15 protein-coding genes and 2 tRNA genes are annotated in these 21,385 nt (G+C 72.1%); 7 read left to right on the top strand and 10 right to left on the bottom strand.

Annotation, left to right across the window (positions count from 1 at the left end):
• Positions 1–17: 17 nt before the first annotated feature.
• Together OG453_RS33810 and OG453_RS33805 are read right to left on the bottom strand one after the other, a co-directional pair.
• Positions 18–3,359 (bottom strand): hypothetical protein, encoded by a 3,342-nt coding sequence (locus OG453_RS33810; protein WP_266872366.1) that lies wholly within the window; start codon positions 3,357–3,359, stop codon positions 18–20.
• 80 nt (positions 3,360–3,439) lie between these two features.
• Positions 3,440–3,515: transfer RNA gene (locus tag OG453_RS33805), tRNA-Trp, on the bottom strand.
• A 181-nt stretch (positions 3,516–3,696) separates the two neighbouring features.
• Here OG453_RS33805 and OG453_RS33800 point away from each other — a divergent pair.
• On the top strand, positions 3,697–5,196 hold the full coding sequence (locus OG453_RS33800) for an alpha/beta fold hydrolase (RefSeq protein ID WP_266872365.1): 1,500 nt from the start codon (positions 3,697–3,699) through the stop codon (positions 5,194–5,196).
• A 94-nt stretch (positions 5,197–5,290) separates the two neighbouring features.
• Here OG453_RS33800 and OG453_RS33795 read toward each other — a convergent pair whose 3' ends face one another.
• The 3 genes from OG453_RS33795 to OG453_RS33785 form a co-directional block, all read right to left on the bottom strand.
• The gene (locus tag OG453_RS33795; protein WP_266872364.1) at positions 5,291–6,490 is read right to left on the bottom strand and encodes a ribonuclease inhibitor; all 1,200 of its coding nucleotides are present in this window, start codon (positions 6,488–6,490) and stop codon (positions 5,291–5,293) included.
• The gene (locus tag OG453_RS33790; protein ID WP_266872363.1) at positions 6,487–7,836 is read right to left on the bottom strand and encodes an SDR family oxidoreductase; all 1,350 of its coding nucleotides are present in this window, start codon (positions 7,834–7,836) and stop codon (positions 6,487–6,489) included. The genes OG453_RS33795 and OG453_RS33790 overlap by 4 nt, the downstream gene beginning before the upstream one ends.
• Before the next feature lie 30 nt (positions 7,837–7,866).
• Positions 7,867–7,938: transfer RNA gene (locus tag OG453_RS33785), tRNA-Ala, on the bottom strand.
• A 130-nt stretch (positions 7,939–8,068) separates the two neighbouring features.
• Here OG453_RS33785 and OG453_RS33780 point away from each other — a divergent pair.
• A complete protein-coding gene (locus OG453_RS33780) occupies positions 8,069–10,540 on the top strand; it encodes a hypothetical protein (RefSeq protein ID WP_266872362.1) in 2,472 nt (823 codons plus the stop codon).
• 24 nt (positions 10,541–10,564) lie between these two features.
• On the opposite strand, the gene OG453_RS33775 is transcribed toward OG453_RS33780, so the two are convergent.
• Together OG453_RS33775 and OG453_RS33770 are read right to left on the bottom strand one after the other, a co-directional pair.
• Positions 10,565–10,804: a WhiB family transcriptional regulator gene (locus OG453_RS33775; RefSeq protein WP_266872361.1), complete on the bottom strand. Its 240-nt coding sequence runs from the start codon at positions 10,802–10,804 to the stop codon at positions 10,565–10,567.
• 224 nt (positions 10,805–11,028) lie between these two features.
• A complete protein-coding gene (locus tag OG453_RS33770) occupies positions 11,029–11,823 on the bottom strand; it encodes a VOC family protein (protein ID WP_266872360.1) in 795 nt (264 codons plus the stop codon).
• Between the two features lie 241 nt (positions 11,824–12,064).
• Here OG453_RS33770 and OG453_RS33765 point away from each other — a divergent pair, with 241 nt between their 5' ends.
• Positions 12,065–13,291, top strand: coding sequence for a glycoside hydrolase family 64 protein (locus tag OG453_RS33765; RefSeq protein WP_266872359.1), 1,227 nt, complete (start codon positions 12,065–12,067; stop codon positions 13,289–13,291).
• A gap of 85 nt (positions 13,292–13,376) precedes the next feature.
• Here the strand turns inward: OG453_RS33765 and OG453_RS33760 are convergent, their stop codons facing one another.
• The 3 genes from OG453_RS33760 to OG453_RS33750 all read right to left on the bottom strand — a co-directional run bounded on the left by OG453_RS33760 (position 13,377) and on the right by OG453_RS33750 (position 16,495).
• On the bottom strand, positions 13,377–13,547 hold the full coding sequence (locus tag OG453_RS33760; RefSeq protein ID WP_323178720.1) for a chaplin: 171 nt from the start codon (positions 13,545–13,547) through the stop codon (positions 13,377–13,379).
• 207 nt (positions 13,548–13,754) lie between these two features.
• Positions 13,755–14,774: a LacI family DNA-binding transcriptional regulator gene (locus OG453_RS33755; protein ID WP_266872358.1), complete on the bottom strand. Its 1,020-nt coding sequence runs from the start codon at positions 14,772–14,774 to the stop codon at positions 13,755–13,757.
• Positions 14,775–14,902: 128 nt separating this feature from the next.
• Positions 14,903–16,495, bottom strand: a complete 1,593-nt coding sequence (locus tag OG453_RS33750) for a GMC family oxidoreductase (protein WP_266872357.1) — start codon at positions 16,493–16,495, stop codon at positions 14,903–14,905.
• Between the two features lie 168 nt (positions 16,496–16,663).
• On the opposite strand from OG453_RS33750, the gene OG453_RS33745 reads away from it, so the two are divergent.
• The 4 genes from OG453_RS33745 (at position 16,664) to OG453_RS33730 (ending at position 21,366) form a co-directional block, all read left to right on the top strand.
• Positions 16,664–17,659, top strand: a complete 996-nt coding sequence (locus tag OG453_RS33745) for a hypothetical protein (RefSeq protein WP_266872356.1) — start codon at positions 16,664–16,666, stop codon at positions 17,657–17,659.
• Positions 17,660–17,725: 66 nt separating this feature from the next.
• Positions 17,726–19,201: a HEAT repeat domain-containing protein gene (locus tag OG453_RS33740; RefSeq protein WP_266872355.1), complete on the top strand. Its 1,476-nt coding sequence runs from the start codon at positions 17,726–17,728 to the stop codon at positions 19,199–19,201.
• A gap of 30 nt (positions 19,202–19,231) precedes the next feature.
• Positions 19,232–20,716 carry a HEAT repeat domain-containing protein gene (locus OG453_RS33735; protein WP_266872354.1) on the top strand — a complete coding sequence of 495 codons (1,485 nt, stop codon included), beginning with the start codon at positions 19,232–19,234 and terminating at the stop codon, positions 20,714–20,716.
• Positions 20,717–20,727: 11 nt separating this feature from the next.
• A complete protein-coding gene (locus OG453_RS33730) occupies positions 20,728–21,366 on the top strand; it encodes a LysE family translocator (RefSeq protein ID WP_266872353.1) in 639 nt (212 codons plus the stop codon).
• The last annotated feature ends 19 nt before the right edge of the window (positions 21,367–21,385 follow it).

The following is a 21,385-nucleotide window of genomic DNA, read 5'->3' as shown; positions in this document are numbered from 1 at the left end:
GCCGTCGTACTTGGCGGTCACTCGTCCGCCGTGCACACCGCCAGAGCCGCGTCCCGGACGTCCGGGACCGGATGGAGCCGCAGGGACACGAGAAGGTCCCGCCAAGGCGCGGGCCAGTTCGTCCGCTCTCCGAGCGCATCCGTGATCGCCAGGGCGAAGACCCCCTCCGCATGGCCGCCTTCCTCCGCGAGGCGGTGCGCCACGGGCAGCAGCAGGGCCTCCTTCGTGTGCTCCATGTCCGCGAAGCGTTCGCTCAGGGCGCCCGCGGTCCGCACCGCGAGCGCCGGCCGCCCCTCGTGCAACCGGGCAAGGCGCAGCAGCGCCGCACCGGGCTCCGCGTCGACATCCAGCGCCGCCGCAAGGATCTCCGCTGCCTGCGGCACGTACTCCGCGTAACCGGCGAGCACGTCACCGGCGGCCAGAGCGGGAATCCGATACGCCTCGCCTTCCTCGGCCAGCGTCTCCGCCAGATACTCGATCCGCCGCCGGGCGGGCAGGTCCCGGCCCGGAGTCGCAGCGGGCGCCGCCTCCGCGAGCGCCGCAAGCGCCCCGCACAACGCCCCTCCCCCGCGCGGCGCGGTGGCCGCCGCCGCCACGAGTCCTCGCGCGGCCACCTGCCACGTGGCTCGCCGGGACAGATCGGCGACGGCCTCCGCGAGGACCCCGGCCGCGTCCGGCGACCACGGGGCCCACCGTGCCAGCGCCGACAGCGCCAGGGCCGCCGCGTCGTCGTCATCAGCGCCCACCGCCTCACGCACGAGACGCGCGTACCGCTCCCGATGCCCCTCCGCCAGATCGAGCGGCCGCACCCGCAGCACGGCCGTCCGCAGCACCGCCTCGCCCGCCGCGGCGTCCCGCAGCAGCGCCCAGACCCGTTCCTCGCCCAGCAGCCCGCCCGCGAAGGCGACACACGCCGCCCGTACGTCACGGTGGGCGCCCGGCGCCTCGTAGGCATCGCCGAGCAGCGCCGCCGCCTCGGGCGCGGGCAGCCGTACGGCGGCGAGCCTCGCGGCCTCCTTGCGGCTCGTCACCTTCTTGCCATCGCCGCACAGGACCTCCCGCAGCAGCGCCGCGAGACGGGACGGTGCGAGGTGGCGTGACGCCTGCGTGGCCGCGTACACCGCGACGCGCGCCCGCTCGCCCCCTGCGTGCGCGAGCAGCTCGGGCAGGGAGTCCCCCGGCCGCTGGGTGTGGGCGAGCGCGCCGAGGGCCGCCTCGGCGAGCACCGTGTCGGGTGATCCGGTCCAGCGGCGTACGAGATCCTCCCCGGCGCCGGGCATGCACGCGCCGCGCGCGATCGCCGTCGCGCGGTTCCACTTCGGCAGCCCCGCGTCACTCGCCGCTTGGGCCAACTGCCTTACCAGCGCGTCCTGTTGACGCGGCAGCCAGCGGCGTATCTGCCAGGCGTAGGCCGGTACGGTCCACGCCGCGCCCTTGGTCAGGAACCGTCCGTACGGCGGTGTGCCGGACAGGAGTTGGTCGAGCAGGTCCGTGCGGCGGGCGCACAGCAGCGAGTACACCGGGGGCAGCACGGCCGTCGACGGCTCCTGTGCGAGAACCCGCGCCACGCGCTCGTCGCGCGTCGAGGCCGGTTCCAGCCACAGGGCGATCGCCTTCGAGACGGTCGCGTTGTCGCCGAAGCGGATGGCCTGCCAGAGGAGTTCCTGGAGTTCGGGCAGGCCCGCGGCGCGCTTGCCGACGGCTCGGGCGAGCGCGAAGGCCAGGCTGTAGTCCGCCTTCTCGGCGCCCGCCTCGATCCAGGGGCGCAGCGCTTCGAAGACCTGGTGTTCCTGGCCGCGGCGCAGTGTGCGGTCGAGGCGGCCGAGGTCGGCGCCGCCGGTGCTGCCGGAGATCCGGACGAGGGTGCGCAGCGCCCAGTTCACCAACTCCCGCTCCCCGCCCGCCGCGTGCTCGCGCAGCACGGCGACGGCGAGGCGGCTGAGGGCTCCGCGGGTGCCGTACGAGGAGTCGCGGGCGGCGACGGCGTCGGCACAGATCCGGTCGAGAAACGGTTCGGCCTCCACACCGAAGAGGGCGGGGCGGGTCTCGGCGAGCGCGGACAGAGCGGCGGAGCGCACCGGGTCCTGCTCGTTGGCGAGGCGCGTCATCTCTTCGAGTACGGCAGCGACTTGGGCGCGTTCCCCGGAGCGCGCGGCATTGCGGACGAGCAGCGGCCAGGCCTCGGCGCGCTCCTCCGCGGCCGACCGCCGCGTCGCCGCCACGAGCCGCTCGCGCACCTCGGCGCAGGGCAGGAAGGACTCGGCGAGCAGGACGGAACTCCCTTGCCCGCCACGCTCCTTGGCCCGCTCGGCCATCCGCCGGGCCACGTCGGCAACCGCACTGCGGGGCAGCGCGCCGAGAAGAACACCGTCGACGGTGGCGAACCCCGCGCCGCGCCCCTCGACGGCCCGCGCGTACACGGCGGCCCGCTCCCCCGGCGGGTGGGCGAGGATCAGCCGGGAGAGGTCGGCGGAGTCGTCGGCGACGGAACGGGCGTACGCGAGGAGTTCGGGCGCACCGGAACGGGCGAGCTTGCGCAGCACGGGCATCGTGAGCCAACTGCTGTGCCGCAGCGGCTGCCCCCAGGGACCGGTGAGGATCTCCAGGACGCGCCCCGGCGCCGCGTCGGTGAACACGCCGAGATGCGACCGGAGTTGAGCGGGAAAGACATTGGGTGCGAACCGGTCGAGCAGGTCGAGCACCCGGACCGGCTCGGCGTCCGTGGCCGCCGCGATCCCTGCCGCGTACCGCTGCCACCAGGCGTCCCGCAGCGCCTCGGGCAGCGCGCCGAGTTCGCGTGCCGCCACGTCGATGAGCACACCCGCGTGCCGCTTCGCCAGCGGCCGCCATCCGCGTACGGCGTGGAAGAGCTCCGGCAGCAGCCGCTCCACCACGGGGAACGAACAGCCGGGCAGCAGCCTGGCCGCTTCCGTGTCACCCCACGCGCGCCGCAGCGGGCCGATGACGCGATCGGCGAGCGCGGTGCGGCGCCCGGCGACGATCGCGTGCAGCAACTGCCGCCGCACCGCTTCGGAGGCATCGTCGAGCGCGGCCTCGAAGGCGGCGTCCGGCACCCCATGGCTCTCCGCGATCCGTAGCGCGTGACCGCGCACGAAGGGGTCGAGGTCGGTGAGCCGCGCCCCGGTCCACTCGGCGTCCCCGCCGGCACAGGCGAGCACGATGGCCACTCCGCGCTCGTACGCCCCGCCGCACTCCAGCTCCTCCAGGACCGACCGCAGCGCGCCGCGCGCCGCGAAGTCCCGGGCGCTCTCGGCGATCTCGCGCATCCGGCGCGGATAGGGCAGCAGGTCGAGGTCGGAGAGCAGATAACGGGCGGCGGTCTTCTCGGGCGGGGCCATGCGCGGATTCTGCCTGGCGGGACCGGCCCGGGGACAGCGAATTGCGGAGGTGAGGGGGCACGGGGGTGCAGAGGTGAGGGGGCGGGGCGGCTGGATTCGAACCAGCGTGTTCCGGTTTTGGAGACCGCCGCGACTGCCTCTGCGCTACGACCCCGCCCTTGGGGTGAATCGTATGCTCCGGCTTCGCGCCCCGTCAGGCCCTGGGGTCGAGCAGTCGGTGCCGTGTGCCGAGGCGCACGTGCAGGTCCGTTCAGCCGAGCCCGTCTGGCAGGGGACCGAACGACGCCGAAGGATGCTGCCACCGGACCGATCCGCAGCAGCCCCGGCGGGAGATGCCATGCACACCACCCCAGGGACCCCCGAACGCGCACCAGGGGTCCGGACGCGATGGCTCCTGCTGTGCCTCTGCCTGATCGCGAGCACCTTCGGCACCGGAACGGTATCGACGGCCGCTGCCACCAAGCCGTCGGCCCGGCAATGCGACGAGGTGCCGACCGGCGTCGACACCAGGAATCACTGGCTGATGTTCAGGGTGCCGCGCGGGCTCATGCCGGACCCCCGGTTCGACGGGCGCCCGGCGAGGATCCAGGTGCACCGCGTCCGGCCGGTGTACGCGAACGGCAAATGCCCAGGGGTGACCAACAGGGCCGCGGTACTGATCCACGGCCGCACCGAAACCGCCTCGCCGACGTTCGACCTGCGCCACCCCGCCCCGGAAGGCGGCCAGCTCAGCACGCAGGAAGCACTCGCGCGTGCGGGAATCGACACCTTCGCCCCGAGCCTGCTCGGCTACGGCCGCTCGACGCGCTTCGACGAGGGCCTGAACGATCCCGGCAACGCGAGCCTCAGGCCCTACAACGCGGACGGCAGCTGTTCCCACCCCGAGGGGTGCGACCGCACACACAACCCGGCGGCATTCGCCCTCGATCAGCAGGGGGCGCTGCTCCTGACCAATCCGCTCGCCGGGCAGAGGCGCCCGCACTCGAGCCAGCACCGCTTCGCGCGCGTCGACACCTTCGTACGCGACATCCGCCAGACCATCGACGACGCCATCACCCGCGCACAGCCGACGGACGGCAAGGTCACCCTGGTCGGCTACTCGCTCGGAGCGCAGCACGTCGGGCGGACGCTGTACGCGGCCAACCCGGTCCTTCCCGGAAGCGCGGCCGTCATCGCGAAGGTCAACCGTGCCGTGTTCCTTGCGCCCTTCTTCGGAGGGCCGACCGAGGAGACGACGCCGCCGGCGGGCTTCGTCACGTACCCGCTGAACGTCGCGCCTCGCCAGCCACCGTCGATGCTGCCGCCGGATCGCGAGGCTGCGTGCACCGGGCGGATCATCCCGGGCAGCCTGGATCAGATCTGGGAGCAGATCATGGAACAGGACACCGAGGGGCGGAACTGGGGAGGGGACGACCCCGGCAACCCGACTGGCATCAACCGCTCGCCGACGTTCTCCAGCTACGGCTGGAATGCCGCCGTAGCGGGGCAGCTGACCCCACCGACGCTGGTCATGCAGGGTATTGAGGACAGGGGCGTTCCGGGAGGAGCGGCCAACGCGCCCGCCGTCTACAACGCCCTCCCGGCAGCCATGACGAACAAGCTGCTCGTGCAGGTGCAGTGCGCGGCCCACCAGCTGCACAACGAGGGCTGCACCGGCCCGCGCTGCACACCGGAATCCGGGACGCCCTATGGAGGCCGCCCCGGCGAACCCTGGGCAGGCCCCCACTCCACGACCAAGGCGGCACTGATCGAGTGGGTCAAGAGCGGGACCTTCAACGGCGCCGCGAGCGGACGCTTCACCGTGGACGAGAGCGGCGTGGCCGCCCCGACGACTTAGACAGCCAGGGCTACCGGGCCCGTTAGGGGCGCGAGGAACTGCGCGACCAGCCCCCACCGATCCGCAGATCCTGACAGCACTCCCAACGGAGCCTTCAGCGATGCACGCTGCGCACAGCGGCAACGTCCACCGGGACCGCCGGTGCAGGGATGCCCCAACTGAACGCAGCCAGCCGCCGCTTGACACTCGCCGCGACACCCTGGCCGAGGACGAACCGCGTAGGCGTCAGCGCCAACGCGGCGGTGTCCAGAAACCGGTGCGCCTCCCGGCTGCGCAGCCCGGTGTGGCTGAGCACCAGGTGGGCCAGGCGGTGCTCGCCCGCGGCGAGACTTCCGGCGATGGCGGTGGCGGCCGCGTCGTCGACACGGTTGTCCGCCGCGCCGAGCACACCCGCGGCACGCACCCGGCCGAGGTCGAGCAGCTCGACCCCGGCGGAGACGGCCGCCGCGACCAGGCGCGCGGCGGCGCGTGGCCCGATGCCGTTGCTGGCGACGGCGAGGCGGTCGAGCCCGCCCCACGGCGCACGCTCAAGACCGTCCGCGATCCGCAGCGCTCCCGCGTCGCCCAACTGCGCCGCCGATACGTACAGTTCACGCACCCCGCCACCGGAGACCAGCTCGGCGAGCGGTGCGGCCCCCGCCGGGCCGAGCGGATTGCCGCCCAGGAAGACCCGCTCGACGCGCCGGCCCGCAGCGGACGCCGCGAGCAGCGCGTCGGCGAGGACGGCGGCACCGGCCGCGTCGAGCCCCGTCTGGACGAGGTCGAGTGTGCGCAATGTCCGTACGGATTCGATCAGTTCGGTCGCCGCGGCGCCGCCCTGCGGACCCAGCGGATTGCGCTTGAGCCAGACGCCCGTCACCACCTGCGGCGATGCCCGCAACTGATCCGCGATGCGGCAGGCGCCGCCCGCCGTGATGCCGTTGCAGCCGAGGTAGAGGGTCTCCACCCCCTTGGCTCCTGTCGCGGTGGCCGCTGCGACGGCCGCCCCCTCGTCACCCAGGCCGTCGGTGCCGAGCAGCAAGTGACGTACGGGAGAAGGCCGTTCAGCCTCCGAGCCACCCCGCAGCGCATCGGCGACCAGCGCGGCGCCCTCCGCTCCGAGCGACTGCTTGCACAGGTCGAGCCGCCCGTCCGGAAGCACCGTCCCGGCCGCGAAGTCGAGGCGCTCGCCTGCCGGACGGCCGCCCCGCAACCAGTCGAGCAGCGGCTCCAGTTCGGCGGCGGGTCGTGGCACTACGCGCGGAACTCCCGCGAACGCGAACGCGAACGGGCCCACGGCCGTCGGGTCGTTCACCACTCCGCCTCCCGATAGTCCTTGAGGAAGACCCCGGAGACGGGTGCGCCCGCCTCGCCGCGCACGATCGGGTCGTAGATCCGCGCCGCGCCGTCCACCACGTCGAGGGGTGTGCGGAAGCCGGCGCCGGCGATGCGGTCCTTCTTGGGTGCCGGGTTCTCGTCCGTGATCCAGCCGGTGTCGACGGCGCACATGTGCACGCCGCGCTCGGCGAGTTCGGCCGCGCTGGTGCGGGTGAGCATGTTCAGGGCGGCCTTCGCCATGTTCGTGTGCGGGTGTCCCGGCATCTTGTTGCGCACCGCGAAGCGGCCCTCGACCGCCGTGACGTTGACGATGTACGTACGGGGCCGTGGCGAGGCAAGGAGCAGGGGCAGCAGGCGGTCGCAGAGCAGGGCCGGGGCGAGCGCGTTGACCAGCTGGGTCTCCAGGACCTCGGCGGGGTCGAGGTCGCCGAGCCGGGCCGACCAGGAGTTCTCCGGCGAGGGGTCGGGCAGCAGCCCCGCCTCGTCGGCCTCGCGAAGGACCAGGGCGATGGCGCCCCGCGCCGCGGAGCCGTCGAGCGCCCGCATCGGCCGGAACCCGGGCGCCGCACGCGCCCCGGCGGGCAGCGTCGCCGACTCCCCCGCACTGAGCGCCGCGTACGACTCCGGCGGCCGCCGGACCGTCTGCGCGGCGTTGTTGACCAGGATGTCCAGCGGCTCGCCGGACTGCCGCAACTCCTCGCACAGGCCGAGGACTTGGCGCGGGTCGCGCAGGTCGACGGCGAGCACCGTGAGCCGGTCGAGCCACTTCTCGCTGCCCGGCACCGCACGGAAGCGCCGCTCCGTGTCGTGCGGGAAGCGGCTGGTGACCAGGAGTTCGGCGCCGTCGCGCAGCATCATCAGGGCCAGCTGGAAGCCGATCTTCACACGGCCCCCGGTGAGCAGCGCGCGGCGCCCGCTCAGATCGGTGGTGAGCGCGCGCCGGGCGCGGTTGTCGGCGGCGCAGTCGGGACAGAGCCGGTGGTAGAAGGAGTCGACCTGTCGATACGAAGCCTTGCAGACATAGCAGGGCCGTGGCCGCCGGAAGACCCCCGCGGCACCCGTCGAGGCCTCGGCGACCAGCGGCGCGTCCTCGCGGCGGTCGTCGGCCCCGGTGGCGGTGGCGGCCATCACGGCCGCGTCGGCGGCGGAGAGTTCGGCGCCGCGCGCCTTGCGCCTGCGCAGCCGTCCGTCGCGGGCGAAGGACGCGGCGACCTGCTCGGCGCGCAGCCGCACCGGGTCGTCGACGGGCAGCTCGCGGAGTCTGCCGACCACGTCGTGGAAGACCGCGAGGTCCGCCTCGCCGATCCCGCCGCTCTCACTCATCCGTCCCGCCCCGCCCGTGCCGCTCGCCCGTGGTCCCGGCCGGATTCGAACCGGCGTATCCGCCATGCCGTGGCGGCGAGTCTGCCTCTGCTCTACAGGACCCCGCATACGCGCGGACCAGCGGTGATCGGCCCGCCCGCGCCCCCGGATCGTAACCGTGCGAGGACCGCCGTGCCGAACGGATTTACGGCCGCCCGCCCTGGTGCAACGGTGGGCAGCGGGGGTGGAACCCATGGCGCAGACCCATGAATGGATGTTCTACGAGGTCATGTGGCGCGGCTGGGCGGGGAGGGCACGCTTGCCCTATCCCGTGCCGTGGTGGGCGCAGGCGGCCTTCCGGCGCTGGAGCGACGACTTCGACCACGGAACGTACGAGTCCAAGGAGGCGGCCTTCGCCTCCAACGCCCTGTACCGCTACTGGCACATGGTGGGTGTGAAGGACCACCGCCAGGAGTCACTGATCGGCCAGGCGGGCGAGATCGAGCCCGTCTACGACAAGTACTGTCTCTCCTTCTTCCTCTACGAACCGGCGAGCCGCGCCCTGCATCTGCCGCAGCTGACGGGCGGCGGGACGGTCGGGCAGCGCATGGAGGCGCCGCATCTGCCGGTGGTCCTGACGACGTTCCGCACCGCCGACGGCACCGAGTTCGTGCAGCGGACCTTCGCTACCACCGTCGGTGCCCGGCAGCGCGATCTCGTCGTGACCCGCCTGACGGTGGGCAGCGCGACCGGGCAGGCGCGCGAGGGCTGGCTGTGCGCGGCGGTCATGCCCGCGGGGCCGAGCGGTTTCCAGCGGCACGACCGCAACGGCCGGCAGATCGCCGACCGGCGCCTGACGTTCCTGCGCCATCTGCCGGACGAGGGGCGGATGGAGACCAACAGCGGGTGGGGCCCGGTGTTCGACACGGCTCCGGAGCAGTACGGCGTGTACGGCAACCCGGACTTCACGTACGACCCCGACTCCTACCTCACGCACAGCCCGTTCCACGACCTGGTCAACGGCGGCAAGCTGAACGGCGCGCTGCGCGCCCAGGACCAGATCGCGGGGCTGTGCAGCGCGGCGTTCGCCTGGCCCTACCGGGTCGTGGACGACGAGCTGTTCGAGCTCGACGTCCGGCTCCCGGTCGATCTCTACAGCGGGGCCGCCGACCTGGCCGAGATCAAGGCCACTCCGGCCGCCCGCCTGGAAGAGGCCAACCGCGGCTTCTGGACGGACAAGCTCCTCTCACAGGGGGTCCAGCCCGAACTGCCGTCGCCCGTCGCCCACTTGACGGACCGGTTCCGGCAGTGCCGCTCGCAGCTGCTCATCCTCTCCGACCACGGCGAGATCCATCCCGGGCCGACGGTGTACGACTCCTTCTGGATCCGCGACTCGTCCGTCGAGGCCACGGCATGTTCACTGGTGGGCGATTCGGCCCTGGCCGAGCACCAGTTGGGTACGCACTACCCGCTCAAGTTCAACCGCGGGACGGGCCGGATCGGGCCGTGCGCCGAGTACGGCTTCTACGGCGGCCCGCACGAGAAGGACGACCGCGAGTGGGACAGCAACGGCCAGGCGCTGTGGGCGATCGGCCGCTTCGACCGCACGCGCGGCCGGACCGCCGCCTTCGGCGCGAAGCTCTACACGCCGTACGTCATCGACGGCGCCCGGTGGCTGCGGGACAACCGCGACCAGTACGGCCTGCTGCACAGCGGCTGGAGCGCCGAGCACCTCGGCGAGCGCGACAAGCCGCACTACTGGGACGACCTGTGGGGCCTGGCCGGACTGTACGAGGCGGCGCGGCTCGCGGAGCGCATCGGCTCGCCCGACGTGCCGGAACTCTGGGGCGCCTTCGATGACTTGAAGCGCGCGACGGCCGCGTCGGTGCGCTGGGTCCTTGAGGAGCAGCGCCGGCGCGGCGCCTGGGAGACGTACATACCGACGGGACCCGCCGACGTCGGTCGGCTCGACTCGACGATGATCGGCACGGCGGCGTTCTTCCATCCGCTGCGGCTGCACATGGGCAGCAAGCTGGGCGAGGACATCGACCGGGCGGCACGCCACACGCTCGACACGATGTACACCCATTTCGTGACCGGCGGCTACCGGCACGAGGCGGCGTGGAACACCTACGGCCCCTACCTGACCACGCAGTTGGCGCACGCCTACCTCCTGGCCGGCGACGCGGCGCGAATGGACGCGCTGCTCGGCTGGATCGTGGGCGCGTCCATGCCGCGGACCGATGAGCGTGCGGTGGCGCTGGGCGCGTGGAACGAGCAGCACGCGTTCCCCATCGCGTCCGACTACCGCGAAGTCCCCGGCCGCCACTGGTACATGGGGGACATCCCGCACGGCTGGGCGGCGGCCGAGTATCTGCTGCTGCTCCGCGACATCCTCTTCTTCGAGGCCGACGAGGACCGCGACCCGCATCTGTACATCGCTCCGGGCGTACGTCCGCACTGGGTGCCGGACGGCGAGTCGGTGGCCGTCGACGACGCCCCGAACCTGTTCGGGACGCCCTTCGGCTACTGCCTCACCCATGACGCGGGCGCGCGGAAGGTCACCGTGGACATCACCCGGTCACCGGAGCGGGTCCGCTATGTCTATCCGTGCCGGTTCGGCTCGGTGCGGTCGGCGACCGCGGACGGCCGTGATCTGACGGTCACGGGCGACGATGTGCGCGTACCGGCAGGGACGAGGAGGTTCACGGTCACGTACGCGTGAGAAGGTCGCGTACGCGTCAGATGATCACGTACGCCTGAGGTGGAGCCGCTCCTTCTCGGAGAGCCCGCCCCAGACACCGAACCGCTCGTCATGGGCCAGGGCGTATTCGAGACAGGCGGGGCGCATCTCGCAGAGCTGGCAGATGTACTTCGCCTCGCGCACGGAGCTGCCCGGTTCGGGAAAGAAGAAGTCGGAGCCCGTCTGCGCACACAGCGCCTGCTCCTGCCAGGCGAGTTCCGGCTCGGTGGTCATGTCGATCTTCATGCCGATGATGCTGGCAGGGCGCGCGAAACAACCGATCAACGAACGATCAACGCGGCGCGGCGAGGCGTTTCGGCCGTTCTGGAACGTGGCGAAATCCTCCATGCCCGCCAGGAACGCGGCGAAACCCCCGTCGGGTTCAAGTGATGGACGGGGCGGCCCGATCCACGGCTCCGGCCTGCCCGGCGCCGCCCCCAGTGGCGGGCGACGCCGGAAGGTCGACTCCCTCAGCCCGCGCTCGGCGCCTCCGGCTGCATCAGCGCGAACCGCGCCCCGGACGGATCGGCGAGCTTGGCGAAGCTGCCGACGCCCGCCAGGTCCATCCGCGGCACCCGCACCGTGCCCCCGGCGGGCTCGACCTTGGCGAGCACCGCGTCGATGTCGGTGACCTGGAAGTACGGAGTCCAGTAGGCCCCGCCCTCGGCTTCCTCCGGGGCGTCGGCCAGCGGCCACAGTCCGCCGAACATGTCGTCCGCGGTGCCGTCGGCGGGGTGGATCATCGTGTACGAACCGCCGGGGAAGGACTGGGTGGTGGTGCCCCAGCCGAAGACCGTGCCGTAGAACGCGGCGGCCGCCGCGATGTCCGGCGTGTACAGCTCGGTCCAGTTCATGCTGTTCGGCGCGTCGACGAGGTCGAGGCCCTTGATCGTGCCCGGCTGCCAGACGGCGAAGCCGACGCCCTGGGCGTCGGTGAACACCGCCATGCGGCCGAGGTCACCGACGTCCACGGCCTCGTACTTGACGCTGCCGCCGGCCTGCTCGACCGCCTTGCTCGTCGCGTCGGCGTCCGGCGTCTTGAAGTAGATCGTCCAGGACGGCGGGGCCTCATCGACGGGGACGGTCATGGCGCCCGCCACGGTCTTTCCGCCCGACTGATACATGCCGTATCCACCGAATTGCTCGCCGCCGGACTGGAACTCCCAGCCGAAGAGCGCGCGATAGAAGGCGTTGGCGCGCTCCAGGTCCGGAGTGCCGAGGTCCACCCATACAGGGGCACCCGTGAGGAAACGGGTACTAAGCATGATCGACTCCTTTGTCGCATCTCGCTTCCGTTCCTCCGAGTCTGGCACCTGGCACTGACACCGCACGCCGACCGCCACCTTGTGAAGGAACAACATTTCTGAGAGCGCTCTCAGCCCCATCTCTTGACGCCGGATTTCCCTGACGCAACAGTGGTCGCACGGCACGGCCGGCCGCACCCCCTCCCATCCCCCACCCCCCACGTACGACATCCCCACACCCCCACATTCCGGGAGATCCACCGTGATATCGCGTCGCGTATTCCTGTCGTCCGCAGCCGGTGCCGCAGGAGCCCTGACCTATCCGGCCTGGGGCAGCCTCCTCAGCCCCGACGCCAAGGCGGCGCCCGCCACCTGTGAACTCGCCCTGCAGAACAAGTCGTTGCCCGGCGAGGTGCGCGCCTACGTCACCGGGCACGAGCAGGGCACCGACCGCTGGGTCCTGCTCAAGCCGGACGGCGGTGTCTACCGGCCCGACTCGCCCTCGGCCCCGCAGACGCCGCTCCCGGTCGACTGCTCCATCCCGCTGGGCGCGGCCGGTTCCGCGCCGAAGGTCCTGACGCTGCCTCAAATGTTCGGCGCCCGCGTCTACTTCGTGCGGGACGACAAGCTGGACTTCTTCCTCAACCCGGGCCCGTCTCTGGTCGAGCCCGCCTTCGCGACGCGCGAGGATCCCAACTACGGGCGCACCTGGTCGTTCTGCGAATTCACCTTCAACAGCACGCAGTTGTACGCCAACATCAGCTACGTGGACCTGGTCACGGCCCTGCCCATCGGCCTGACCCTGGAGGGCGACGCCAAGCACACCGTCGCCCCGCTGCCCGACGGGGCCGTCGACAAGATCGCGGCCGATCTCGTCGCGCAGGGCGAGAAGGACGGGCAGCCGTGGGGCGACCTGGTGATCCGGGGCGACGACGGGGACGTACTGCGCGTCATCTCACCGCAGAACCTCATGGCCCCGTACTTCGACCGGCCCGACCAGATGCCGTTCCGGAACGTGTGGAACAGCTATATCGACCAGGTGTGGGAGAAGTACCGGGGCACCGACCTCAAGATCGACCTGCAGGGCGGCCGGGGTGTGTTCACCGGGCGGGTGAGTGGTGACACGCTGACCTTCGACGGCGGGCACACCTTCGCGAAGCCCACGTCCAAGGACATCTTCACCTGCAACCACGGGCCGTTCGCCAACAACCCCGCGGACTCCGACGACAAGAAGGGGCTGCTCGCGCGGCTGGCGGCGGGGTTCAACCGGAGCATCATGCTGACGCACGCGGAGCAGCCGAACGGCGCGGGCTCCGGGGACTACTACAAGGACGCGGTGACGAATCACTGGGCGCGGGTGGTGCACGCGAACTCCCCCATCGGGTACGCGTTCCCGTACGACGATGTCCGGCCGGACGGGGAGCCGGATGTGTCCGGTGCGGCGCACGACGGCAACCCGCGCAGGTTCACGGTGAGCGTCGGGGCGTAGCCCGGCGAATGTCGGGGCGTGACCCGGCATGCGAAGGCCCCGTCGCGTTCGGCACGCGACGGGGCTTTCGTCAGCAGAGGCAGACCTACTTGCAGCTGTTGCCCGCGGCGGGGTTGAGGGCGCCGATGAGATTCCCGGAGTCGCCGCAAGCGTTGATGGGAGCGTGGACCGGCGCTTGCACGAGGTTGCCGCTGAGGACGCCGGGCGCGTTCTCCACCACGCCCTCCGCGAAGGCGCCGGGCTCGGGACCGGCGATTGCGGAGCCGGCCCCGCCGATGACGGTGACCGCGGCGAGCGCCGCCGCTGCCAGGATCGCCCGCTTGCGCAGGGGTCTACCTCCTGATGAGGGGAAATGCCGCTTGCAGGCTCACCCGGCAGGCGCGCGGCGAAAACACCGGTGAGCCGCCCGCGGGGTAACCAGGGCACCCTTTCGTGCGGCGCTCTGGTCCGTCCGGCCGGCCGCCTACGCCGACCCCCTGCGCACCAGCTCCGTCGGCAGGACGACGCTCTCCTCCGGGCCGCCCCGCGCAAGCAGGATGCGCGCCATCAACCGCCCCATCTCCTCGATGTCCTGCCGCACCGTCGTCAGCGGGGGAGACGTCTGCTCGGCCACCGGCACCATGTCGTCGAAGCCCACCACCGCGACGTCCTCCGGCACCCGCACCCCCCGCTCGTGGAGCACCCGCAGCGCGCCCGACGCGGAGAGGTCGTTGGCGGCGAATACGGCGTCCAAGTCCGGGCAGCGGTCCAGGAGTTCGCGCATCGCCCGCTCCCCGCCGGCCGGCGTGAAGTCGCCCTCGGCGACGTACGCGTCGTCCGCATCCGGCAGGACGTCGCGGAAGCCGTCGAGCCGGTCGACCGCCGACGTCTGGTCAAGGGCGCCGGTGATGTGCGCGACGCGCGTGCGGCCCAGCGAGACCAGATGGCGGACCGCGGCCCGCGCGCCCCCGCGGTTGTCGCAGTCGACGTACGGCGATGTGGCCGTACCGTCGGGCCACCCCGGGCGGCCGCCGAACACCGTCGGCACACCGGCGCCCTGGATGATGCCGGGCAGCGGATCGTCGAGGTGCAGGGAGAAGACGAGCGCGCCGTCGACATGGCCGCCCGACAGATAGCGGCCGACCCGCTCGTGGTCGTCGCGCCCCTCGGTCAGGAGCAGCACGAGCTGCACGTCGCGGGAGGTCAACTCCTTGCTGATGCCGCGCAGTTGCAGCGCGAAGAACGGGTCGGCGAAGACCCGTGTCTCCGGTTCGGCGATCACGACGGCGACCGCGTCGTGGCGGCGGGTGACCAGGCTGCGGGCCGCGCGGTTCGGTACGTAGCCGAGCTCGTCGACCGCGTGCCTGACCTTCTCGGCGAGCGCCTCGCGCACCCCCGTGTCGCCGTTCACGACGCGGGACACCGTGGCCCGTGAGACCCCGGCACGGGCGGCCACCGCCTCCAGCGTGGGGCGCGCGGCGGCGCTCGTCGGCGGCTCGGTCACCTGGGGCTCCTCTGGGACTGCGGTGAATGAAGGGGTGCGGCGGATGACGGACTGGTGCGGATCGCCCGCCGGTCAGAATACGGTCGGGCAGGGACAGCGGGCGGCCACGGCCTGCGCGGTGCGCCCGGTCACCTGCGCGGCGCGTCCGCCCTGATCAGCTCCGCCGCCTTCTCCGCGAGGGCGACCGTGGGCGCGTGGGTGTGGCCGCGGGTGATCCTCGGCATCACGGAGGCGTCGACCACCCGCAGCGCCTGCACGCCGCGCACGCGCAGCGTCGGATCGGTGACCGACCGCTCGTCGCCGCCCATCCGGCAGGTGCCGACGGGGTGGTAGAGCGTCTCGGCGAAGCCGCGGATCGACCGGGCAAGGGTGTCGTCGTCGACGGTCCCCGGATACGGGTCGAGCGGGCCAGACGCGTACGGGGCCAGGGCGCTGCCCTTGAGGAGTTCCTCGGCGCGGCGCACCCCGGCGACCAGGGTGGCGATGTCGGCGTCGGCCGTCAGATAGCCGGGGTCGATGCGGGGCGGCGCGGAGACCCCCGGCCGGGTGGGCGTGATCCGGCCCTCGCTCTGCGGCTGGAGGAGGACCACGCCGATGGTGATGCCGTGCTCGGTGGGCGGGACAAGACCGTGGTCTACGAACGGCACGGGGGCGTAGATCAACTCGATGTCGGGGGCGGTCAGTTCGGGCCTCGTCCTGATGAAGGCGACGGCCTCGGCGACGTTGGACGTGAGCGGGCCGCGCCTGCCGAGCAGGAAGCGCCCGACGTTGGCGAGGGAGTCGGCGCCGGTCAGGGTGACGGGCTGCGGGCAGCGCATGGTGACCGAGTAGGCGAGGTGGTCCTGGAGGTGACGGCCCACGTCGGGTGCGGCGACGCGGGTCTCGATGCCCGCCTTGGAGAGTTCGTCGGGGTCGCCGACGCCGGAGGCCTGGAGCAGGTGGGGCGAGCCGATGGCGCCCGCGCTGAGGATCACTTCGCGGCGGGCGATCAGCTTGCCCGCGACACCGTCGGCGATCACACCGGCCACGCGTGTCCCGTCGAACTCCAGCCTGCGGACCCGCGCGTCGGTCAGGATGTGCAGGTTGCGGCGGCGCCGCGCCGTCCTGAGATAGCCGTCGGCGGCGCTCCAGCGGCGGCCGCGGCGCTGGTTGACCGGGGTGAGCGCGAAGCCGCCGTTGTCGGGGCCGTTCAGTTCGGTCAGTTCGCTCAGGCCCGCCGCGCGGCAGGCGTCGAGGAACGCGGGCGTGGTCGGGTTCAGTGCGCGCGGCGGCGAGATCCAGAGCGGCCCTTCCGTTCCGTAGACGGTGCCTGCGTCCGCCGGGCCCGTCCACCGCTCGGCGCGCCGGAAGTAGCGCTCGAACTCCTCGTAGGACCACTCGGGGCCCGCGGCCTCGCCCCAGGCGTCGTAGTCGTCGCGGTGACCGCGCACCCACATCATGGCGTTCATCGAGGACGAGCCGCCGAGCATGTGGCCGCGCGGCCAGAAGAGTTCACGGCCGTCGAGGGCGGACTGCTTCGCGGTGGAGAAGTTCCAGTCGTACGGCGTCTTGAACAGCTTCGGGAAAGCGGCCGGGATCCGGATCTCGGGTTTACGGTCCCGCGGCCCCGACTCCACGAGCGCCACCCGCGTCGCGGGATCCTCCGAAAGCCGCGCGGCAAGCACACATCCCGCGGATCCGGCACCGACGATGACGTAGTCGTACTCGCTGTCCTTGCTCAACTCGACTCCCTCGGGGGACGGTTCGCGGCGGCGTGCGTACTGGGACGTGCGGGGTCGCGGGGGTGCTCCGGACAAGTCGCAGGGGCGATCCGTACAAGGAGTACACCCAACGTGTATCCCTGGGTAAAGGGTTGGCACGACGATCCGTGTGTCGTACAGGATCTCCACATGACGACCAGAAGGGCCGATGCCGACCACAGCACCTCCGTTGCCGGGCACCCTCAGGAAACTCCTCCGACACCCCTCACTCCGTACGCACACCTGCCGCGCAGGTACCACGACCGTCACATCGCCCACAGCACCGTCGACGCCTTCGGGTCCGCGCACTGGCTGCTGGCCGCGCGCGAACCGAAGCCCGGACGCGGCGCCCTCAAGCCGTACGACGCCCTGGTCGTCACCGTCGACGCCGAGGGACGGGACCACGCGACGGAACTCAGCGCGCTGCGCGCCCGGTTCCCGCGGATCGACGCGCTGCCGGACGGGGGCTTCGTCGTCGCCGACGCGCGCAGCCGCAGGAGCGAGCAGCATGTGCAGGTGTACGACGCGCTGGGCCGCGAGTCGTGGACGTTCCGCGTAGGGGACGCCATCGAGCAGTTCCTGGTCGATCCGGCCGGCCGGCTGTGGGTCGGCCACTTCGACGAAGGGGTCTTCGGGGACGACGAGCTCAGCCGCCCCGGCCTGCGCTGCTGGAGCGCCGAGGGCGAGCCGCTGTGGGCGTACGAGGCGGTGGAGGGCGCGGGCGAGATCTACGACTGTTATGCGCTCAACGTGGGCGAGGACGGCGTCTGGGCCTGCGCCTACGACGACTTCGCGCTCCTGGAGATCGACGCGGATCGAACGGACCGCACGGACCGCACGGACCGCACTGATGGCTCCGACGGCTCCGACCGCACCGTGCGGCCGCGCCTGAACTCCGTCGCGGGCGCGCATGCGTTGGCCATATGGGCGGGCCGGGCGATGTTCGTCGGCGGGTACGGCGACGACCGTGACCGTCTCGTCGACGCCGTGGTCACGCACGACCGCGTACGGCCGGTCTCGACCGGACGGCTCGTCCGGTCGGACGGCACCCCGCTCGGGCACCACCGGACGGTCAGCCGTGGCCGGCACGTTTACGTACAGGAGGAGCCGCACACGGCGTGGTCGGTCCTCGACATCGGCGTGTGACTCCGCTGAGGGGGCGGGCATGGGACCCGCCTCCGGCCCGCGCGGCGCCCCGCCTACGCTGTCCGGATGTTCGCGAATCGGAGAGCGCGCAAGCAGGCGGAGCTGCATGAGGAGCTGGCCGCCAGGCTGCGGGACACGGACCCGGAGGTCCGGAGCAAGGCGGCGGCCGAGGCCGCCGAGACCGACGACCAGGAATGGGCGCTGCGCGAACTGGTGCGGGCCGTGGAGCGCGAACCGTGGGCGGAGGACTTCTCCGGGACCGTGGTGAGCGGCTTCGCGACCGCGCTGCGCCGCGAACGGCCGATCCGCGAACGCACGGAACAGGTCGTCGCACAGCACCTGGACGACCCCGAAGGATTCGTGCGGGCCTGGACCTCGCTGACGGCGGAGCTCGGCGGCGGCCCCGCCGTGCGGGACATCGACGACGACCTGCGCGACGACATGCGGGGCCGCCTCATCGCCATGCGACGCGAGGGCTGGACGGCAGAGGGCATATCCGGCCGCGGACAGCCGGGCGGCTTCGCCTACGACCTGGCGTTCGACATCGCCGTCATGCTGGCCTGCGTCGTGCTGCACCAGAACGCGCCGGTGTCGGACGAGGAGGCGGAGCAACTCCGTGCCGAGACGCGCGCCGTGCTGAGGAACGCGCTGCCGTACGCGCCGGGCAGCGACGAACGGGCCGCCGCCCTCGCCCCGTTGACCAAGTCCCCCGAGGTCGAGTCATGGACCGACCGGGCCCGTGCGGGCGTACGCGTCGACGAGGCGCTTGACCTGTGCACCAGCGGGGAGGAGGACCTGGTGACGCTGGGCGCCGAGCTCCTGGCCAAGCTCCTCTTCGGTGAAGTGGTCCGGCTCGGCCGGGTGCGCGAGGTCCTCGACGGCCTTGTGGCGCGCGAGGCCCGGGAGAACCCCTTCCTCCTGAGCCGGATCCTGCAGTGCTACAGCCATCTGCACATGCCGATGCCCCTGGACGACCCGCCCCTCCCGCTGCTGCTCGACTCGCTGCGCCATCCCGACCCCGTAGTCCGCGCCGCGGCCGCGGAGGGCCTCGACCCGATGGCCACCGGCTCCCCTGCGGAGGCTGAAGCCGTGGAGGGCCTCGTCGGCCTCCTGGAGAACGACCCGGACACGGGTGTGCGGTGCCGCGCGGCCCTGGCACTGCGATGGCTCAAGTACGACGATGAACACCACGCCCGCATCGCCTCCGACGCGTTGGAGCGCCAGGCGGACTCGGACGAACCGGAGATCCGCGCGCACAGCGTCGCCGACGCCCTGCGGCGCGGCGCCCCGGACGCGTACGACCGGCTGCTCGCTGGGCTCGAATCCCCGTCCGCACACTGGCAGTTGGTCCTGGCCCCGGGGAACGTACCCGGCGGATCCGGCTTCGTCCTCCCTACCCGCTCCCAGCGCAAGGCGATCATTCAGCGCGTCGAGGCGTTGCGCGACTCAGGGTGGGCCGACCGGGACATCACCGCGGACTTCACGGGTGCGGAGCGGGCGCAGCTGCTCTCCGACCTGCTGGATCTGCTGCGGGGCCGGTAGCCGGAGAGCGCCGCCGCATACGGTGTCCTCATGTTCAAGAAGCGGAAAGCGCGCCTGCAGGCAGAGCTGCACGAGGACCTGGCCGGCGCGCTGCGGGATGCGGACCCGGAGGTCCGGGGCAAGGCGGCGGGCGACATGGCCGAGACTGCCGAGTTGGGGTGGGCGTTGCGGGAGTTGGCGCTGGCCGTGGAGCGCGAGCCGTCGACGCAAGAGCCGTTCCTGACGCTGGCGGTCGGTCTCGCCAACACCCTCCGCCGGCACCCGACGCTCCGCGAGCGGACGGAGCGGATCTTCGCCGGCCATCTGGACGACCCCCATGGCTTCGTGCGGGAGTGGACGGGGCTCATGGCCGAACTGGGCGGGGGTCCCGCTGTACGGATGGTCGACACGGACCTGCGGGACGACATGGCGGGCCGACTGGACGTTCTACGGGGCGAGGGCTGGACGGAGGAAGGACTGTCCGGCGGCGGGCGACACCCGGACAGCGTCGCCTACCACGTGGCGTTCGGGGCCTCGGTCATCATCGTCTGCTCGGTCATCCGCCGGAACGAACCACTGACCGCGACCGAGGCGGACCGGATCCGCGCCGAGACACGCGCCGTGCTCGAGCGGGCCCTGCCGCTTCCGCCCGGCGGCGATGAACGCTCGGAGCTCACCGTGCCGTTGGCCGTGCAGCCGGACGAGGAATCGTGGTCGGACCGTGCCCGGCACGGACTTCGGACCGACGAGGCACTCGCCTGGTGCGCGAGCACGGAGCCGGACCGGGTGACGCTCGGTGTCGAGCTGCTTGCCGATCTGCTGCTGTTCGGTGACACGGTCAGGAGCGAGCAGATCGTCGCCACCCTCGACCGCCTCGTCCGCGAGGAACCACAGCCCTTGACGCTGACCGACCTCATGAACTGCTACGGCAACGTGCACGTGAGCGTCCCCTTGCAGGACCCGCCCTTCCAGCTCTTCTTCGACGGCCTGAGCCATCCCGACGACCGCGTCCGCACCGAGGCCGCCAGCGGCCTGGAGTCGCTGGCACCCGGCACCCCTGAGGAAGGCCGCGCGGTCGCGGGCCTGATCGAGGTCCTCGACCACGACTCCGAGAACGGCGTCCGCCGGATGGCGGCCGAGAGCCTCGCCGGCATGAAGTGGGTCGAGGAACGCAACTCCTGGGCCGCCGTGGACGCCCTGGAACGCCACGCCGATTCGCCGGTCGCGGAGATCCGGGCGCAGAGCCTCCGCGACGCGATCCAGCGCGGCACCCCGGATGCGTACGACTGGCTGCTCCGCGAGTTCGAGAACCCCGACGTGAGCTGGCACTTCATCTCGGCGTACACGATCGCCTCGCTCGGCGACGATTTCCTGCTCCCGTCCGACATCCGCCCCGCCTTCGTAGAACGTCTGGAGCGCCTCGCGACATCCGGCTGGGCCGACCGCTGTGAGGATCCGGACGCCTACCCCGATGCGGAGGACCGGGCCGAGATGCTCGACGAGATCTTGCGCGACCTCCGCGCCGACGCACGGTAGCCTGGCATTCCATGGAAATAAGCACCGCTCTGTGGTCCTTCGCCCTCGTCGTAGGGCTTCTCACTCTGACTCCCGGACTCGACACCGCGCTGATCCTGCGCACGTCGGCCCTCGGCCGGCGCAGGAGAGCCTGGGGCGTCGTCCTCGGAATCCAGACCGGCACCCTGCTGTGGGGTGCGCTCACCTCCCTCGGAGTGACCGCACTTCTCACGGCCTCCCACCTCGCCTACACCGCGTTGCGCTGGGTCGGCGCCGCCTACCTCATCTGGATGGCGGCCCGGATGCTCCGGGACACCTTCCGGGGACAGCCCACGTCGGACACGGACGATGCCGTCCTGACCGCCGGTACGGACTCGGTCGGCGGCGGCTGGCGGCAAGGAACGCTCACCAACCTCCTGAACCCGAAGGTGGGCGCCTTCTACGTCGCCGTCCTGCCCCAGTTCATCCCCCCGGGCACAGGCCACTTCGCCATGGGCCTCCTGCTGACCACCGTGCACATCCTCATCGGTCTGCTCTGGTCCGCCGTTCTCATCGGCTTCGCCCGCGTTCTGCACGGCTGGCTCCGCAAGCCCCGGGCCCGCCGCCTGCTCGACCGGATCACCGGCACCGTCATCGGCATCTTCGGCATCAGACTGGCATTCGGCGACTGACGCATCCGATGACGATCCG

The organism is Streptomyces sp. NBC_01381 (assembly GCF_026340305.1).
Classification (GTDB): Bacteria; Actinomycetota; Actinomycetes; order Streptomycetales; family Streptomycetaceae; genus Streptomyces.
The sequence above is the reverse complement of the archived record's forward strand: the minus strand, read 5'-3'. Positions and strand labels throughout refer to the sequence as shown.